At 69.9% G+C, this 14,075-nt stretch carries 15 protein-coding genes; 9 read left to right on the plus strand and 6 right to left on the minus strand.

Annotated elements, in window-relative coordinates:
- The 4 genes from A2790_RS18810 to A2790_RS18825 all read left to right on the plus strand — a co-directional run.
- Nucleotides 1-1,284: M20 family peptidase (locus A2790_RS18810; RefSeq protein ID WP_293394895.1), on the plus strand; the 1,284-nt coding region annotated here is incomplete at its 5' end.
- 105 nt (nucleotides 1,285-1,389) lie between these two features.
- Complete coding sequence (locus A2790_RS18815) at nucleotides 1,390-2,010, plus strand: ATP-dependent Clp protease proteolytic subunit (protein WP_293394898.1); 621 nt, start codon at nucleotides 1,390-1,392, stop codon at nucleotides 2,008-2,010.
- Nucleotides 2,011-2,162: 152 nt separating this feature from the next.
- Nucleotides 2,163-3,785: an alpha-amylase family glycosyl hydrolase gene (locus tag A2790_RS18820; protein WP_293394901.1), complete on the plus strand. Its 1,623-nt coding sequence runs from the start codon at nucleotides 2,163-2,165 to the stop codon at nucleotides 3,783-3,785.
- Nucleotides 3,786-3,802: 17 nt separating this feature from the next.
- Nucleotides 3,803-4,894, plus strand: coding sequence for an aromatic ring-hydroxylating dioxygenase subunit alpha (locus A2790_RS18825; RefSeq protein WP_293394904.1), 1,092 nt, complete (start codon nucleotides 3,803-3,805; stop codon nucleotides 4,892-4,894).
- Here the strand turns inward: A2790_RS18825 and A2790_RS18830 are convergent.
- Complete coding sequence (locus A2790_RS18830) at nucleotides 4,891-5,868, minus strand: hypothetical protein (protein WP_293394907.1); 978 nt, start codon at nucleotides 5,866-5,868, stop codon at nucleotides 4,891-4,893. The two genes, A2790_RS18825 and A2790_RS18830, sit on opposite strands and share 4 nt — an antisense overlap.
- Nucleotides 5,869-5,985: 117 nt before the next feature.
- Complete coding sequence (locus tag A2790_RS18835; RefSeq protein ID WP_293394910.1) at nucleotides 5,986-7,074, minus strand: L,D-transpeptidase; 1,089 nt, start codon at nucleotides 7,072-7,074, stop codon at nucleotides 5,986-5,988.
- Between the two features lie 44 nt (nucleotides 7,075-7,118).
- Here A2790_RS18835 and A2790_RS18840 point away from each other — a divergent pair, with 44 nt between their 5' ends.
- Entirely contained in the window at nucleotides 7,119-8,042 is a 924-nt protein-coding gene (locus tag A2790_RS18840) for a M15 family metallopeptidase (RefSeq protein ID WP_293394913.1), read from the plus strand.
- A gap of 16 nt (nucleotides 8,043-8,058) precedes the next feature.
- The gene (locus A2790_RS18845) at nucleotides 8,059-8,853 is read left to right on the plus strand and encodes an alpha/beta hydrolase (protein WP_293394916.1); all 795 of its coding nucleotides are present in this window, start codon (nucleotides 8,059-8,061) and stop codon (nucleotides 8,851-8,853) included.
- On the opposite strand, the gene A2790_RS18850 is transcribed toward A2790_RS18845, so the two are convergent.
- On the minus strand, nucleotides 8,854-9,480 hold the full coding sequence (locus tag A2790_RS18850) for a glutathione S-transferase (protein WP_293394918.1): 627 nt from the start codon (nucleotides 9,478-9,480) through the stop codon (nucleotides 8,854-8,856).
- Nucleotides 9,481-9,559: 79 nt separating this feature from the next.
- On the opposite strand from A2790_RS18850, the gene A2790_RS18855 reads away from it, so the two are divergent.
- The gene (locus A2790_RS18855) at nucleotides 9,560-11,206 is read left to right on the plus strand and encodes an acyl-CoA dehydrogenase family protein (RefSeq protein WP_293394921.1); all 1,647 of its coding nucleotides are present in this window, start codon (nucleotides 9,560-9,562) and stop codon (nucleotides 11,204-11,206) included.
- Between the two features lie 18 nt (nucleotides 11,207-11,224).
- On the opposite strand, the gene A2790_RS18860 is transcribed toward A2790_RS18855, so the two are convergent.
- Nucleotides 11,225-11,863, minus strand: coding sequence for a TetR/AcrR family transcriptional regulator (locus tag A2790_RS18860; protein ID WP_293394924.1), 639 nt, complete (start codon nucleotides 11,861-11,863; stop codon nucleotides 11,225-11,227).
- A gap of 13 nt (nucleotides 11,864-11,876) precedes the next feature.
- Nucleotides 11,877-12,527: a TetR/AcrR family transcriptional regulator gene (locus tag A2790_RS18865; protein ID WP_293394927.1), complete on the minus strand. Its 651-nt coding sequence runs from the start codon at nucleotides 12,525-12,527 to the stop codon at nucleotides 11,877-11,879.
- A gap of 330 nt (nucleotides 12,528-12,857) precedes the next feature.
- Here A2790_RS18865 and A2790_RS18870 point away from each other — a divergent pair, with 330 nt between their 5' ends.
- Both A2790_RS18870 and A2790_RS18875 read left to right on the plus strand, forming a co-directional pair.
- Nucleotides 12,858-13,058, plus strand: a complete 201-nt coding sequence (locus A2790_RS18870) for a twin transmembrane helix small protein (protein WP_293394930.1) — start codon at nucleotides 12,858-12,860, stop codon at nucleotides 13,056-13,058.
- 1 nt (nucleotide 13,059) lies between these two features.
- Nucleotides 13,060-13,635 (plus strand): cob(I)yrinic acid a,c-diamide adenosyltransferase, encoded by a 576-nt coding sequence (locus tag A2790_RS18875; RefSeq protein WP_293394933.1) that lies wholly within the window; start codon nucleotides 13,060-13,062, stop codon nucleotides 13,633-13,635.
- Here the strand turns inward: A2790_RS18875 and A2790_RS18880 are convergent.
- A complete protein-coding gene (locus A2790_RS18880; RefSeq protein ID WP_293394936.1) occupies nucleotides 13,632-13,934 on the minus strand; it encodes a hypothetical protein in 303 nt (100 codons plus the stop codon). The two genes, A2790_RS18875 and A2790_RS18880, sit on opposite strands and share 4 nt — an antisense overlap.
- Nucleotides 13,935-14,075 lie beyond the last annotated feature (141 nt).

Consider the following 14,075-nt stretch of genomic DNA (forward strand, 5'->3'; position numbering starts at 1 on the left):
ACCGTCCGCCACCAGGACCGCGCCGAGGATGTCGACGCCGAGTGGACGAAGCTCCACGCCCTGCTGGCCACGAACTATCCCGTCGCCCACGCGGCCATGACCCGCGAGGAAGTGGCCAGCCGGACGCTCGTCTACACCTGGACCGGAACCGACAAGGCGCTGGCCCCCATCGTCCTGATGGCGCACCAGGACGTGGTGCCGGTGACGCCCGAGACCGAGAAGGACTGGAAATATCCGCCCTTCGGCGGGGTCGTGGCCGAGAACGCGGTCTGGGGCCGCGGCGCTATCGACGACAAGGGCTCGCTGGTGGGCATCTTCGAAGCGCTCGAGACCCTGGCCAAGCAGGGCTTCAAGCCGCGCCGCACCGTGATGATCGTCTCCGGCGGCGACGAGGAGGTGGCCGGCCAGGGCGCCAGCGCGGCCGCCGCGCTGCTGAAGTCCCGCGGGATCACGGCCGAGTTCGTGCTGGACGAGGGCCTGGCGGTCATCAACGACAACCCCATCAGCGGCGGCAAGGTGGCCGTGATCGGCACGGCGGAGAAGGGCTATGGAACCCTGCGCGTCACGGCAAAGGCCGCCGGCGGCCACTCGTCCTCGCCGCCCCCGGATGCGGGCGGCGTGGTGAACCTGTCGCGGGCAGTGGTGGCGATCGCTGACGACCCGTTCCCGATGACCTTCCAGGGCCCCGGCGCCGAGATGGTCAAGGCGCTGGCCCCCGATGCGCCGTTCATGGTGCGGATGGCGGTGGCCAACGAGTGGCTGTTCCGCGGCCTGCTGGCCAAGCAGGTCGGCGCGACCCCGCCTGGCGCCGCGCTGCTGCACACGACCATCGCCCCCACCATGCTGAAGGGCAGCCCGAAGGAGAACGTGCTGCCCCAGGACGCCACCGCGTGGATCAACTACCGCATCGCGCCCGGCGACACTTCGGCGACCGTGATGGCCCGGGCCAAGGCGGCGGTCGGCGACCTGCCGGTGACGCTGGCCTGGAACACCCCGCCAAACGAGCCGTCGCCGGTGTCGTCCTCCAGCTCGTGGGGCTGGAAGGTGGTCGCGGCGACCGCGGGCGCCGTGGCCCAGGCGCCGGTCGCCCCCAGCTTGGTGACCGCCGGCACCGACAGCCGGTTCCTCACGCCCGTGGCCAAGGACGTCTACCGCTTCCAGCCGGTGGAGTTCGACCTGGCGGATGTCCAGATGATCCACGGAGTCAACGAGCACATCACGCTCGGCAACCTGGAGAAGATGGTCCAGTTCTATGCCCGGCTGGTGCTGACCGCGGCGCGGTAGGCGCGGAATCGTCATCCGCCGCTTGCCGACACGCGTCCGGACCAATAGCTGTTGGGGGACATAACTCCCGCCGCGGGTCGCGGCGACAAGACAGGGCTGCCCAAGATGCTGAAGTGGATCTCCTACCTCGACGACGAAGACGGCGACGACGAGGACAAGGGCCGCCTGCCCGACATGCCGATGACCTCCGGGCCGGTGCAGAACGCGCTCTTCAAGTCCCGGACCGTGCTGATCTTCGGCGAGATCGATATGCGCCTGGCCGAGCGGGTCACCGCCCAGATCACCGCCCTCGCCAGCGAGAGCGAGAAGCCGATCCGCGTGATCATCAACTCGCCCGGCGGCCACGTGGAAAGCGGCGACACGATCCACGACATGATCCGCTTCTGCGGCAACCAGGTGAAGGTGATCGGCACCGGCTGGGTGGCCAGCGCCGGCGCACACATCTTCCTGGGCGCGACGAAGGAAAACCGGCTCTGCCTGCCGAACACCCGCTTCCTGCTGCACCAGCCCGCCGGCGGCGTGCGCGGCCAGGCCTCGGACATCGAGATCGAGGCGGAAGAGATCATCAAGATGCAGGAGCGGCTGAACCGCCTCATCGCCCGCGAGACCGGCCAGACCTACGAGAAGGTCGTGAAGGACACGCAGCGGAACTTCTGGATGAGCGCCGAGGAGGCCGTCGCTTACGGCCTCGTCTCCAAGATCGTCACCGACGCGTCGGAAGTCTAGTTCCTCCCCCTCGGGGCAGGTGTCGCCGCAGGCGACGGAGGGGGCTTCCGCTCAGATGGTCGGCGGCCCCTTTTTCTTGAGCGCAGGTGGGACGTTTTGAGCGGAAGCCCCCTCACCGGCTTCGCCGGAGCTCCCCCTGAGGGGCAGCAACGATGACCGGCGAACCCTGGTGGAAAGGCGCGATCCTCTACCACGTGTATGTCCGCAGCTTCTTCGACTCCAACGGTGACGGCCACGGCGACCTTCCGGGGGTCATGGCCAAGCTGGACTACATCCAGAGCCTGGGCGTCGACGGCCTGTGGCTTTCTCCGATCCATCCCTCGCCGAACCGCGACTGGGGTTACGACATCGCGGACTTCGAGGGGATCCAGGCCGACTACGGCACGCCGGAGGACTTCCAGCGCCTCCTGGACGCCGCGCACGGCCGCGGCCTCAAGGTCGTGCTCGACGAGGTGCTCAGCCACACCTCCGACGTCCACCCCTGGTTCGTGGAGAGCCTGACCGGCGGCCGGGACGGCCCCAAGGCCGACTGGTACGTGTGGGCCGATCCACAGGAAGACGGCACGGCGCCCAACAACTGGCTCAGCGTCTTCGGCGGCCCCGCCTGGGCCTACCAGCCGGCGCGGCGGCAGCACTACCATCACAAGTTCCTGCGCCAGCAGCCCAAGCTCAATTGGCGCGACGCGGGCGCGCGCGAGGCGGCCCTGTCGGTGCTCGACTTCTGGCTCGGTAAGGGCGTCGACGGCTTCCGGCTGGACGTCGCCGGCACGTTTCTTCACGACGCGGCCCTGACCCCCAATCCGCCCGTCCCGATGGCGGAGCGACGCGGCTACCACTGGTCCCACGCGGGCAACCTGCAGCTCCACTGGTACGACTCCAATCTGGAGGAAAACGTCGAGACGCTCGACGTCATCCGCCGCCGGGTCGAGGCGCATGACGGCAGGGGCGGGGGCGAGCGTTTCGTCTTCGGCGAGTTCTCCGAGGAAGAGGCGCGCTGCGGCGCCTACCTGTCGTCCGCGCAGGGCCTACATTCCGGCTACACCTTTGTGATGCTGCTGGCGCGCAAGCTGGACGCCGGCTTCGTGACGAAGCACTTCGAGACCCTGGCCGCCTATCCCGACCACTGGCCGACGATCAGCTTCTCCAACCACGACGTGCCGCGCACGGTCAGCCGGTTCGGCGGCAAGGACGCCTCGCCCGAGCTGGCCAAGATGCTGTTCGCCCTGCTGGTCAGCCTGAAGGGCACAACCCTGATCTACCAGGGCGAGGAGCTGGGCCTGCCGCAGGCCGCCCTCACCCGCGACCAGCTGCGCGATCCGGTGGGCGACCTCTACTGGCCCTACGACGGCGGGCGCGACGGATGCCGAACGCCCATGCCCTGGACCGCCGGCCCCCAGATGGGCTTCACCGAGGGCGAGCCGTGGCTGCCCCTGGCCGCCGAACACCGCGGCCTGTCGGTGGAGGAACAGGGCGAGGACCCGGACTCCGCGCTCAGCTTCTCCCGGGAGATGATCGCCCTGCGTCGAGCCACGCCTGCGCTCCGGCTCGGCGCAATCACGTTCGTCGCCACCGCCGACCCCGTCGTGGCCTTCGTCCGCCGCCACGCGGGGGACGAGGTCGTCTGCGTCTTCAACTTCGGGCGCGATCCCCAGGTCTTCGCCCATCCCTCGCTGGAACGGGCCGAACTGCTGCCGCTGCGCGCCGGCGAGGCGGACCTGCGCGGCGGCTCGGTGGGCCTGTCGCCCTATGCGGCGTGCTTCCTGCGGCTGATATAGCCGGCTAAAACAAGCAGATGCCTGATGGAGCCCCCCGAACGGCCCGGGCGGACGCCCGCTTTGGCCGCGGCTTCCTCACCGACGCCTGGTACTTCGCGGCGATGTCGGCCGATCTGAAGCCGGGCCGGCTCAGCCGCGTGGAGCTGCTGGGCGAGCCGGTGGCGCTGGGGCGCTCCAGGGGCGGCCAGCTCTTCGCCCTGCGCGACGTCTGCCCGCACCGCGCGGCGCCGCTGTCGGCCGGGCGTTTCCACAAGGACGAGCTGGGCGTCGAGACCGTCGCCTGCCCCTACCACGGCTGGCGCTTCCGCGCGGACGGCGCGTGCGCGGCGATCCCCTCGCTGACCTCGGACCAGGCCCTGGACGTCTCGCGCATCCAGGTGCGGCGGTACGCCGTCGCCGAGAGCCAGGGCATGGTCTTCGTCTGGGTGGGCGCCACGCCCCTAGGCGAGCCGGACCAGCCGCCGCCGGTGTTTCCGGGCGTGGTGGACGGCGGCCCGAAACTCGTCGACCGCATGGTGTTCGACGCCCACATCGACCAGGCGGTGGTCGGCCTCATGGACCCGGCGCACGGCCCTTACGTCCATCGCCAGTGGTGGTGGCGCACGGCGGGCAGCGAGCACGACAAGGAAAAGCGGTTCGAGCCGCGCGAGGCCGGCTTCGCCATGGTCCGACACGCGCCGTCCAGCAACAGCCGCGCCTACGCCATCCTGGGCGGGCGACCCGAGACGGAGATCACCTTCCGCCTGCCCGGGCTGCGCTGGGAGCATGTGACGGTGGGCAAGCGCCAGGTGCTCTCGCTCACCTGCCTGACGCCGCTGGACGAGGGTCGCACCCAGGTCACCCAGATCGTCTGGTCGGACCACCCAGCCTTCAGCCTGCTCGGGCCCGTGATCGCGCGGATGGCGCGGACGTTCCTGCGCCAGGACGGCGACATGGTTAAGCTGCAGAACCAGGGCCTGAAGCACGATCCGACACTGCTCTGGGTCGACGACGCCGACCGCCAGGCCAAGTGGTACCAGGCGCTGAAGCGAGAATGGATCGCCAGCCGGCGCGAAGGCCGGCCCTTCGAGAACCCGGTCGAGCCCGCGACGCTGCGCTGGCGGTCCTAGGCGGCCGCGCGGGGTGCGGTCAGGCGCGCCAGCGCCGGATCGTCCACCCGGATCGGCACGAAGCCCCGGGCGGAATTCCAATCGACCTGGGCCCCGAGCGCGGCCACCGCCTGCGGGGCGTCGACCTTGGTCAGCTGGAGCTTGCGCAGGGCCTCGACCGGAACCTTCACATGCAGCACCGGCTGCATGTCGGTCTCCGCCAGGCCGCCAGGCCGGCAGACGCGGGCCAGGATCTCCACGGACGGCACGTGCGCCGCCTGCAGGATCTCGGTGGCGGCCCGCAGCGCCGCGGCGCAGGCGTTGGCGAGGTGGAGCTCGCAGCGATCGGCGTCCGACACCGGGGCGTACCCGGCGTTCGTGCACGCCTCGTCGGGCAGGGCGTCATACTCCCAGAGATCGATCTGGCCGATCAGTCGGCTCTTGCCTTCGGAGTAGAGGCGGAAGCCCTCGATCACATCCTTCAGGACCGCGGCGGCGCCATTGGCCTTCAGCGCCCCCGCGATGGCCTCGATCTTGAGGTCGCGCACGTCGGGCGCGAGGGCCAGCATGCGGTTGTGCGCGTCGGCCTGCGACTTGGCGAGGGCGTAGAGCTCGGCGTCGGCCTTGGCGGCCTCGACCACCTTCTCCATCAGCGCCCGGCGCTTCTCGCGCTCGAGGCCCAGCATCGCGTCGATCAGCGACGGCCGGTAGTTGGCCAGCCTCTGGCGCGCCACCGCCGAGACGGCGTCGCGGGCGACTGTCGGGACCACGGGCCCCTCGCCCTCCAGCCGATCCCAGTCGATACGTTCGAACTCGACCTGATGGACCTTGGAGAGCCGCTGGATCAGGGCGTCGTAGGTTTCGATCTCGCGGCGGCTCGGGCGACGACGCTCGGCCATCCGGAGGCGGCGGTCGCGCTCCCTGATGCCTCGGCCCGCGACCCGGTCGATCCGACTCATCGCCGCGATGATCTGCGCCGGACCCTGAGAGGTCATGGTGCTTCATCCCTATTCGCGGCGTTTTGCCGCTACTCAAAATGGGTAACCGGCGTTCGGTAACCGAAACCTTTACAATGGGAATTGCCTGAGAAATTTCGGGAAATTGCGCCGATCCTAGGTTGCGACGCTGGCCAGCTCACCCACGAATACAACCCTGGAGCCCTTCTCCACCGCCTTGGACAACTGAACGGCGTCCCAGTTGGTCAGACGGACGCATCCGTGGCTGGCGGTCTTGCCCACCAGCCGCGGCTCCGGGGCGCCGTGGATGCCGTAGGTGTCCTTGGTGAGGTCGATCCAGACCGCGCCGACGGGATTGTTCGGACCGGCCTTGATGGTGAGCTTGCCCGCCGACTTGTCCCCGAAGTTCAGCCGACTGGGGTCGTAGGTCCAGGTGGGGGACGGCGCGATGGTGCGGACCGCCCACTCGCCCGATGGGGTCGGCAGCTCTGATGAGCCCACCGTGGCCGGATAGGCGGCGAGTAGCTTGCGCGCGCTGTCATAGGCCCGGACCTGCTTGCGCGCCTTGTCCACTTCGATCAGGGCGACCTTGGCCGGCAGCTCGGCGCGGGCGGGGTAGGCGACCAGGATCTTCGTCCCGGCCACGGCGAAGTCGGCGCCGGGGTTCAGGGCCTGCAACAGGGCGGTATCCATGTGGAAGCGCTCGGCCAGGGCTTCCAGCGGACCGGTGAAGGCCAGCCGGTCCAGGCGCGCCATGTCCTCGTAGGCCTCGGGGATCTCCGGCGTGTAGGGCCCCGCCGCATCGGCCGCGGTGATCGTATAGTCCACCAGGACCGGTCCGGTGTCCGCAGTGAGCTTCGCCCACACCTCCGCATCCAGCACCCCATCCTCCGGCAGGCCGTTGGCGCGCTCGTAGGCGGCGATGGCATTCTTCACGTTCTCGCCGTCCTGGCCGTCGATGACCCCCGGCGAGAAGTGGGCCCGGTCCAGCAGCACCTGGGCGCGGATCAGGATGTCGCGGCGGGCGGCAGGCGTCGTCGCCTCGGCGCTGAACACAGCCCGGTCGACCGCCTGCGCCACGGGGGACGTGGAGGGTGTGGCCGGCGCGGCGGCGGTCGCCGCGGGCAGGGAGGCGGCGGGCGGGGCCGAGTTCTGGGAGGTGCTCGCCGTCTCGCGCGGCCGGATCTCGCAGGCGGCGAGTGCGGCCGCCGCGACACCACAAAGTAGAATTGGCGAGAACTTCATGCTGGACCTCCGCGTTCAGCCGCCCATTGCTGGCGGTGATGTGGATGAAGCTCCGAGATGTCATGCGGTTCCTGGGAGCCTCGGCGGCGGCCATCGTGCTGCTGCTCCTCCTCGTGCTGCGCGTGACGAGCTGTTCGCCGGCGCATCCACCGGCCGGGAAGCCCCTGGGCGCGCCGGGCGAGGCCGCCGGGCAAGCGTCGACACCGGCCAGCGCCGACTGCCGCTCCGAAGGCTGGGCCGGCGCCGCGGAAGCAAATGCTACCTCGCTTCAGACCCTGGCCTGGGCCCCCTTCGGCCGACAGGAGACCGGTTGGGAGATTTATGTGCCCCTGATCCAGAGCGAGATCCGCACCGCCTGCCCGGGCGACAGCGAGGGCTTCGCGGCCGCGCTGGCCGCATGGCAGGCCTCGCGCGACCTGGACGAGACCGGCGTGCTGACCGAGCCGGTGTTCGTCGCCCTCAAGAACGCGGTCCAGACCCGCCGCGAATTCGTCCGCTTCACCTCGCTCGGGACCTGCCCCGACACCCCCGACCTGATCATCGCCGCGCGGACGGACGAGGGCTATGGCGGCAAGCAGGTGTGGATGCGGCCCAAGGCGCTGGACGCCTATCGGCGGATGGCCGCCGCCGCCCGCGCCGAGGTCCCCGAGATCGCCGCCGACCCGCGGAATCTGACGATCTTCTCGGGCTACCGCAGCCCGGCGGCCGACGCCGCCCGGTGCCAGGCCGAGGGCAACTGCGACGGGATCGTGCGCGCCCGATGCTCGGCCCACCGCACCGGCCTCGCCGCCGACATCTATGTCGGCCAGGCGCCGGGATACGGCCCCGACTCCACCGCCGACCCCAACCGCCTCTTCATGACCCGCACCGCGACCTACCGCTGGCTTCTGGCCAACGCGCACCGGTTCGGCTTCGTGAACTATCCCTTCGAGCCCTGGCACTGGGAGTGGACGGGCGAGCCGCCCTGACCCTACGCTCGGGCGCATGCCTAAGATCACCCTGAACGGCGCCGAGCTCGCCTACGACGACATCGCCCCGCCCGGACCCGTCCAGCGGACGATCCTGTTGCTTCACGGCTTCGCCTCCAACCGCGCCGAGGGCTGGCGGCGGACCGGCTGGTATGCGGCCCTGGAGCGGCGGGGCTTCCGGACCATCGCCCTGGATCAGCGCGGCCACGGCGAGAGCCTGCGTTCGCACGACCCGGCTGACTATGGCCGCAGCATCATGGCGGCGGACGCCCTGGCCCTGCTGGACCATCTGGGCGTCGGACGCGTGGACGTGCTGGGCTACTCCATGGGCACGCGGACGGCCATGCAGATGGCGCTCGACGCGCCGGACCGGATCTCGAACCTCCTGCTGGGCGGGGTCGGCGGCAAGCTGTTCGACCCGCCGCGCGCGGGCGGCGTCGAAGCGATGGCCCAGGCCATGGCCGCCGAGGACCCGGCGACGATCCCCAGCGACCTGCTGCGCAGCTTCCGCCAATTCGCCGACGAGCAGGGCGAGGACCGCCAGGCGCTGGCCGCCTTCACCGCCGCCCAGAGCCCGCCCCTGACCCGCGAGGACCTGGGCCGCCTGCCGATGCCGGTCCTGGTGGTCGCCGGGGCGCGCGACGACCTGGCGGGCGATCCAGAGGACCTGGCGCGGGTCTTCCCCTACGGGACCGGCAAGAGCCTGCCGGGCGTCGACCACTTCTCGGCTATTCCCCATGCGTCGCTGAAGGCCACGGTGTTCGACTTCATCGACGGCGTGCTGGACGACGACTTCCCGCCGTTCGAGTAGTCAGCGCGCGTAGCTGTAGGCGCCGCCCTTTTCCAGGGCCGCCTTGTAAGCCGGGCGCGCCTGGAAGCGCTCGACCCAGGCCTTGATGTTGGGGAACTGCTCGCCCCGCCCGAACACCAGGGCGATCTCGCCCACGAAGCTCAGGTTGATGTCGGCGCCGCTGAGCTGATCTTCGACCAGCCAGGTCCGTCCCTTCAGGGCGCCATCGATGTAGCCCAGGTGGTTGGCGATCTCGCTCTCGATCCGCGGCTTCAGCGGGGCGGCGGCCTCGCCCAGTCGGCCGGTGTAGAGCTGCAGCATCAGCGGCAGCATGGCCGAGCCCTCGGCATAGTGGAGCCACTGGTTGTAGGTCTCGTAGGCCTCGCTGCCGATGGCCGGAGCCAGGCGGCCGCCCCCGTGCCGGCGGATGATGTAGTCGACGATGGCGCCGGACTCGTGGACCGTCCGTCCCTCGTCGGTCACCACCGGCGACTTGCCCAACGGATGGACGGCGATGAGCTCGGGGGGCGCCAAGCGCGTAGTCGCGTCGCGCTGGTAGAACTTGATCTCGTACGGGACGCCCAGTTCCTCCAGCAGCCAGAGGATGCGTTGCGAGCGGCTGTCATTGAGGTGGTGGACGACGAGCATGGGCGCTTCCTGTTTCTTGTGGGTCGGCTACCACAAAGCGGCCTGACCTGACGCAACGCAAGCCTGCCATAAGACGCCCATGACTCTCGTCCTGCCCAACCTCACCGACCTTCTCGACGCCGCGGCGGATGAAGCCGCAGCGCTGGCCGCCGCCATCGCCGGCGCGGTCGCTCCGCGCGTGACGGCGGACGGACGGCTGGATCGCGCCGCGCTGGACGCGCAGCAGCACGCCGCACACGGCCTGGCCTGGGCCGCGGCCTATGCCGAGACTCTGCGCCAGGCGGCCGCCTGGGCCAGGGCGCTGGAGGCGGAAGGGCGCCTGACCGAGGCCGAGGCCCTGCCCGCGCAGCTGCTGGCGCACGAGTACCTGAGCCAGATGGCCGGCGGGATCCCGATGAACCAGGGGGAGATCTTCCGGCCCGTCGATGTCCTTGCCAGCGCCGAACGGCTGGAGCCGGTGATCGGCCGCCTGCGGGCCGGCGCATCGCAGGCGGTCAAGCTTCGGATCGTCGAACTGCTGGACCAGGCCCGCGGGCGCCCCTCGCTGGAGGCCAGCGGCCTGGACGAGACGCTGGAGGCGGTGCGCGACCAGTTCCACGCCTTCACCGCAGAGAAGATTGCGCCCTTCGCGCACGGCTGGCATCTGCGCGACGAGCTGATCCCGCTGTCGCTGTTGCAGGAGCTGGGCGACCTCGGCGTTTTCGGCCTGACCGCGCCCGAGGAATGGGGCGGCTCGGGCCTGGGCAAGGTGGCGATGTGCATCGTGTCCGAGGCCTTGTCCCGCGGGTGGATCGGGACCGGATCGCTGGGCACCCGCTCGGAGATCGCCGCCGAGCTGATCCTGGCCCACGGCACGCCGGAACAGAAGGCCAGGTTCCTGCCGCCGATCGCCGCCGGGACCATCATCCCGACCGCGGTCTTCACCGAGCCGGACGCGGGGTCGGACCTGGGCTCCCTGCGCACTCGCGCCGTCCGTGACGGCGATGTCTGGCGCATCTCGGGGGCCAAGACCTGGATCACCCACGCCGCGCGCGCCGATCTCATGACCCTGCTGGTCCGCACGGATCCGAACAGCAAGGATCACCGCGGCCTGTCGATGTTCCTGGCCGAGAAGCCGCGCGGGGTGGACGGCGCCCCCTTCCCCGCCAAGGGGATGAGCGGCGGCGAGATCGGGGTCATCGGCTATCGCGGCATGAAGGAATACGAGATCGCTTTCGACGGCTTCGAGGTTCCCCATGCCCACCTCCTGGGCGGCCAGGAGGGCCAGGGCTTCGTCCAGTTGATGGCCACCTTTGAGAGCGCGCGGATCCAGACGGCCGCCCGCGCGATCGGCGTGGCGCAGAACGCCCTCGACCTCGCCCTCGACTACGCGCTTCAACGCCGGCAGTTCGGCGGGCCGATCGCCGACTTTCCCCGGGTGGCCAACAAGCTGGCGATGATGGCCGCCGAGATCCTGGGCGCGCGCCGCCTGGCCTGGTTTGCGGCGCGGGCCAAGGACGAGGGCCGCCGCTGCGACCTTGAGGCCGGTATGGCCAAGCTCACCGCCGCCCGCATCGCCTGGGCGGCGGCGGACAACGCCGTGCAGATCCACGGCGGCACGGGGTTTGCGGTGGAGCAGCCGGTCAGCCGGATCCTGGCCGACGCCCGCATCCTCAACATCTTCGAAGGCGCCGGCGAGATCCAGGCGCAGGTGATCGCCCGGCGGCTGCTGGAAGGCGCGAACTAGCCGGGGGACGAGCCCTGGCTAGGATCTTGGCGTGAACCCCTCGGCGATCAGGCCGATCTGGCGATCCATCGCGGCGATCAGGCCCTTGGCATCCGCGTTGTTCGTGATCACCAGGCGGTAGGTCCAGCCGTAGGCGCTCATCAGGAGGTCGACGACTTCCTGAAGGTCGACGTCCCGCCGCACCTCGCCGCGTTCCTGCCCCTGCTGCAGGGTCTCCAGGATGACCTCCTGGAGCCTCGGCGTGCGGCCATAGGGGCGGGCCGCGGAGGGCAGCGTCCAGTCGTAGGCCGCCGCGATGTGCGACAGGAACAGGCGCACGTGCTGGGCTTCGAACTCGAAGTGGACGGCGAACATTGTGCGCAGACGGTCGGCGGTCGACCCGCGCACGTGGGGCATGACCCGGTCGAGCTCGGCGTACAGCGGCTCGAGCCGGGCCTGCATGACCTCCGAGAGGATTTCCCCCTTGGAGGCGAACGTCGTGAACACGCTGCCCACGGACACGCCGGCGTGGCGCGCGATCTCACGGATCGTCGTGCCCTGGTACCCGTGGGTGTCGAACAGGTCCCGGGCGGCTGCGATCACCCGCTGACGCGTCGCTTCCTTTTGCGACCGCCGCGGGGGCGCGACGCCCGGGAGAGGTCCGACCTCGGCTTTCATTATGGCGCGGCGATCAGCCCCGGCGCGCCCCGGCCAGCAGGATCCGGATCTGGTCGCGGGCCCGGGCCTGGAGGGCGTCCAGGCTCCAGCCTTCGAAGATCGCCTGCGGGAAGTTCGAGAGATAGGCGTCGAACAGCATCTGGCTCCGCAGCTTGACCTCGGCTTCCTGCGACAACTCGCCGCGCTCGACCGCCGCGGTCAGCTGCTCGGCGAACAGGTCCTGGAAAGCGGTGGAGGACGAAATGCCGCGGAGGGTCGGGCCGCCATCCTTGTCCCAGGACACCGAGAAGGCGGCGCGGGCCAGCTGCAGGCGGCTCTTGTAGAAGGTGTAGCCGGCCATGAAGATCTTCAGGACGGCGTCTTCCACATTGCGCCCGCGGGTCGCCGCGTCGCGCATGGCGGCGCTCAGGGCCTCCATGTCGTCGACCATGATCTCTCGGAAGAGATCTGATTTATCAGTGAAATTCGCGAACACCGCGCCCGTCGACATGCCGGCGGCGGCGGCGATGTCGCGGATGGTGGCGCCTTCGTAGCCCTGCTCGCTGAACAGGCGGCGGGCGGCGGCGAGGACCTTCAGGCGGGTCTGCTGCTTGGCGAGAGCCCGGCGGGTGGGGGCGCGCGTCGGGGTGTCGACGGCGACCTGCGTGGGGGAGATGTGCTTCATTCTTCTCTTGAATTTCGCCAGCTAGGGGGAGACTGGCGATTTGTAGGTGGGGAGGATTACCGGTGGGTATCACCGGCGGTGAACATGTTCAACAAACACGGGCCACGCTATCGATGCGAGCCATGCGACAACCCGCCGCGAACGCCATATGGGAGCGCTCTCAGCGAAGCCCAAACCCTTATGCCTCAAGGCTTCCCGCCGCACGACAAATCTCGCCGTTCTGCCGGAACCAGCGCTCGTTGAACATGATCAAGCGCTACCAAGTCAAGTTTAAAATGGACTCAGGCCTTGCCCATGGCGTAGCGCCGTTCACCAGCCTAAGCTAGCGGCATGGACCTATTCGACTACGCCATCTTTGCCGCCCTGGCCGCGGTGGGTACTGTCCTTGCCCTCGGCATCTACGCCCTTTTCCGCGGCGGCGACTTCGGGCGCTCCTGGTCCAACAAGCTCATGCGCCTGCGCGTGCTGACCCAGGCGGTAGCCGTCGCGGTGCTGATGCTGGCGGTCTGGTGGCGCGGCAGCCAGGGCTGAGATGGTCACCCTCAACCGCATCTACACCCGCACCGGCGACGCCGGGACGACCCGCCTGGCCACCGGCGCCACGGTCAGCAAGACCGACCTGCGGGTCGAGACCTATGGCGCCGTCGACGAGACCAACGCCTGCGTCGGCCTGGCCCGCGTGCACCTGGCCGCCGATCCCGAGCTCGACGCCATGCTGGCGCGGATCCAGAACGAGCTGTTCGACCTGGGGGCTGACCTCGCCACGCCGCCGAAGCCCGACGAGGCCGAAGGCTCCGTGCTCCGCGTGCTGGACAGCCAGATCGCGCGCATCGAGGGCGAGATCGACACCCTCAACGACCGCCTTCCGGGCCTGAAGTCGTTCGTCCTGCCGGGCGGGACCGCCGCCTCGGCCGCTCTGCATCTGGCCCGCACCGTCTGCCGCCGCGCCGAGCGGGACGCCGTGCGCCTGATCGAGGCGGGCGAGCCGGTGACCGGCCCGTCGCTGCGCTACCTGAACCGGCTGTCCGACTTCCTGTTCGTCGCCGCCCGCTGGGCCAACGACCAGGGCCGGGCCGAGGTGTTCTGGAAATCCGGCGCGACGCGCTAGGGTTTCGCCGCGGGCGCCGCTTCGCCCTTGGCGGCCGGAGCCGCCGGTCGTCCGATGGCCTTCTTCGCCTCGGCAAGGGCCTTGTCGTCGGTGATGACGCGACCGGTGATGTCCGAGACCAGGACCGGCTGGGCGCAGACCCGCTGGTCGGGGTCCCACCACTTCCGCTGTTCCTTCTCGCACTTGTCGCGCGGCATCACCCAGCCGACCTGCCAGACGCCCACGCCGATCGCGCCGGCGACGAACATGGCCAGGAAGCCGAGGAAGATGAGCTTCATGCGCTCGATATTGGCGTTCATGCGGCCCTTTTACGTAAGGAGACCCGCCTCTGACTAGCCTTGTGCGCTGCGGCGAAAGTCGCGTGCGCGCGCTTGCAATGCGTGGCGGAACCGCTATTGCCCACCCGGCTCATTTTTTTCCGCAAACAATTTGAGGCGCTA

It is taken from the genome of Phenylobacterium sp. RIFCSPHIGHO2_01_FULL_69_31 (assembly GCF_001824475.1).
Taxonomy (GTDB): Bacteria; Pseudomonadota; Alphaproteobacteria; order Caulobacterales; family Caulobacteraceae; genus Phenylobacterium.

Coding starts and splice junctions, on each gene's coding strand:
- A2790_RS18815 (WP_293394898.1), top strand. CDS start 1,390: ATGCTGAAGTGGATCTCCTACCTCGACGACGAAGACGGCGACGACGAG.
- A2790_RS18850 (WP_293394918.1), bottom strand. CDS start 9,480: ATGCTCGTCGTCCACCACCTCAATGACAGCCGCTCGCAACGCATCCTC.
- A2790_RS18860 (WP_293394924.1), bottom strand. CDS start 11,863: ATGAAAGCCGAGGTCGGACCTCTCCCGGGCGTCGCGCCCCCGCGGCGG.
- A2790_RS18855 (WP_293394921.1), top strand. CDS start 9,560: ATGACTCTCGTCCTGCCCAACCTCACCGACCTTCTCGACGCCGCGGCG.
- A2790_RS18830 (WP_293394907.1), bottom strand. CDS start 5,868: ATGACCTCTCAGGGTCCGGCGCAGATCATCGCGGCGATGAGTCGGATC.
- A2790_RS18820 (WP_293394901.1), top strand. CDS start 2,163: ATGACCGGCGAACCCTGGTGGAAAGGCGCGATCCTCTACCACGTGTAT.
- A2790_RS18865 (WP_293394927.1), bottom strand. CDS start 12,527: ATGAAGCACATCTCCCCCACGCAGGTCGCCGTCGACACCCCGACGCGC.
- A2790_RS18870 (WP_293394930.1), top strand. CDS start 12,858: ATGGACCTATTCGACTACGCCATCTTTGCCGCCCTGGCCGCGGTGGGT.
- A2790_RS18880 (WP_293394936.1), bottom strand. CDS start 13,934: ATGAACGCCAATATCGAGCGCATGAAGCTCATCTTCCTCGGCTTCCTG.
- A2790_RS18845 (WP_293394916.1), top strand. CDS start 8,059: ATGCCTAAGATCACCCTGAACGGCGCCGAGCTCGCCTACGACGACATC.
- A2790_RS18875 (WP_293394933.1), top strand. CDS start 13,060: ATGGTCACCCTCAACCGCATCTACACCCGCACCGGCGACGCCGGGACG.
- A2790_RS18840 (WP_293394913.1), top strand. CDS start 7,119: ATGAAGCTCCGAGATGTCATGCGGTTCCTGGGAGCCTCGGCGGCGGCC.
- A2790_RS18825 (WP_293394904.1), top strand. CDS start 3,803: ATGCCTGATGGAGCCCCCCGAACGGCCCGGGCGGACGCCCGCTTTGGC.
- A2790_RS18835 (WP_293394910.1), bottom strand. CDS start 7,074: ATGAAGTTCTCGCCAATTCTACTTTGTGGTGTCGCGGCGGCCGCACTC.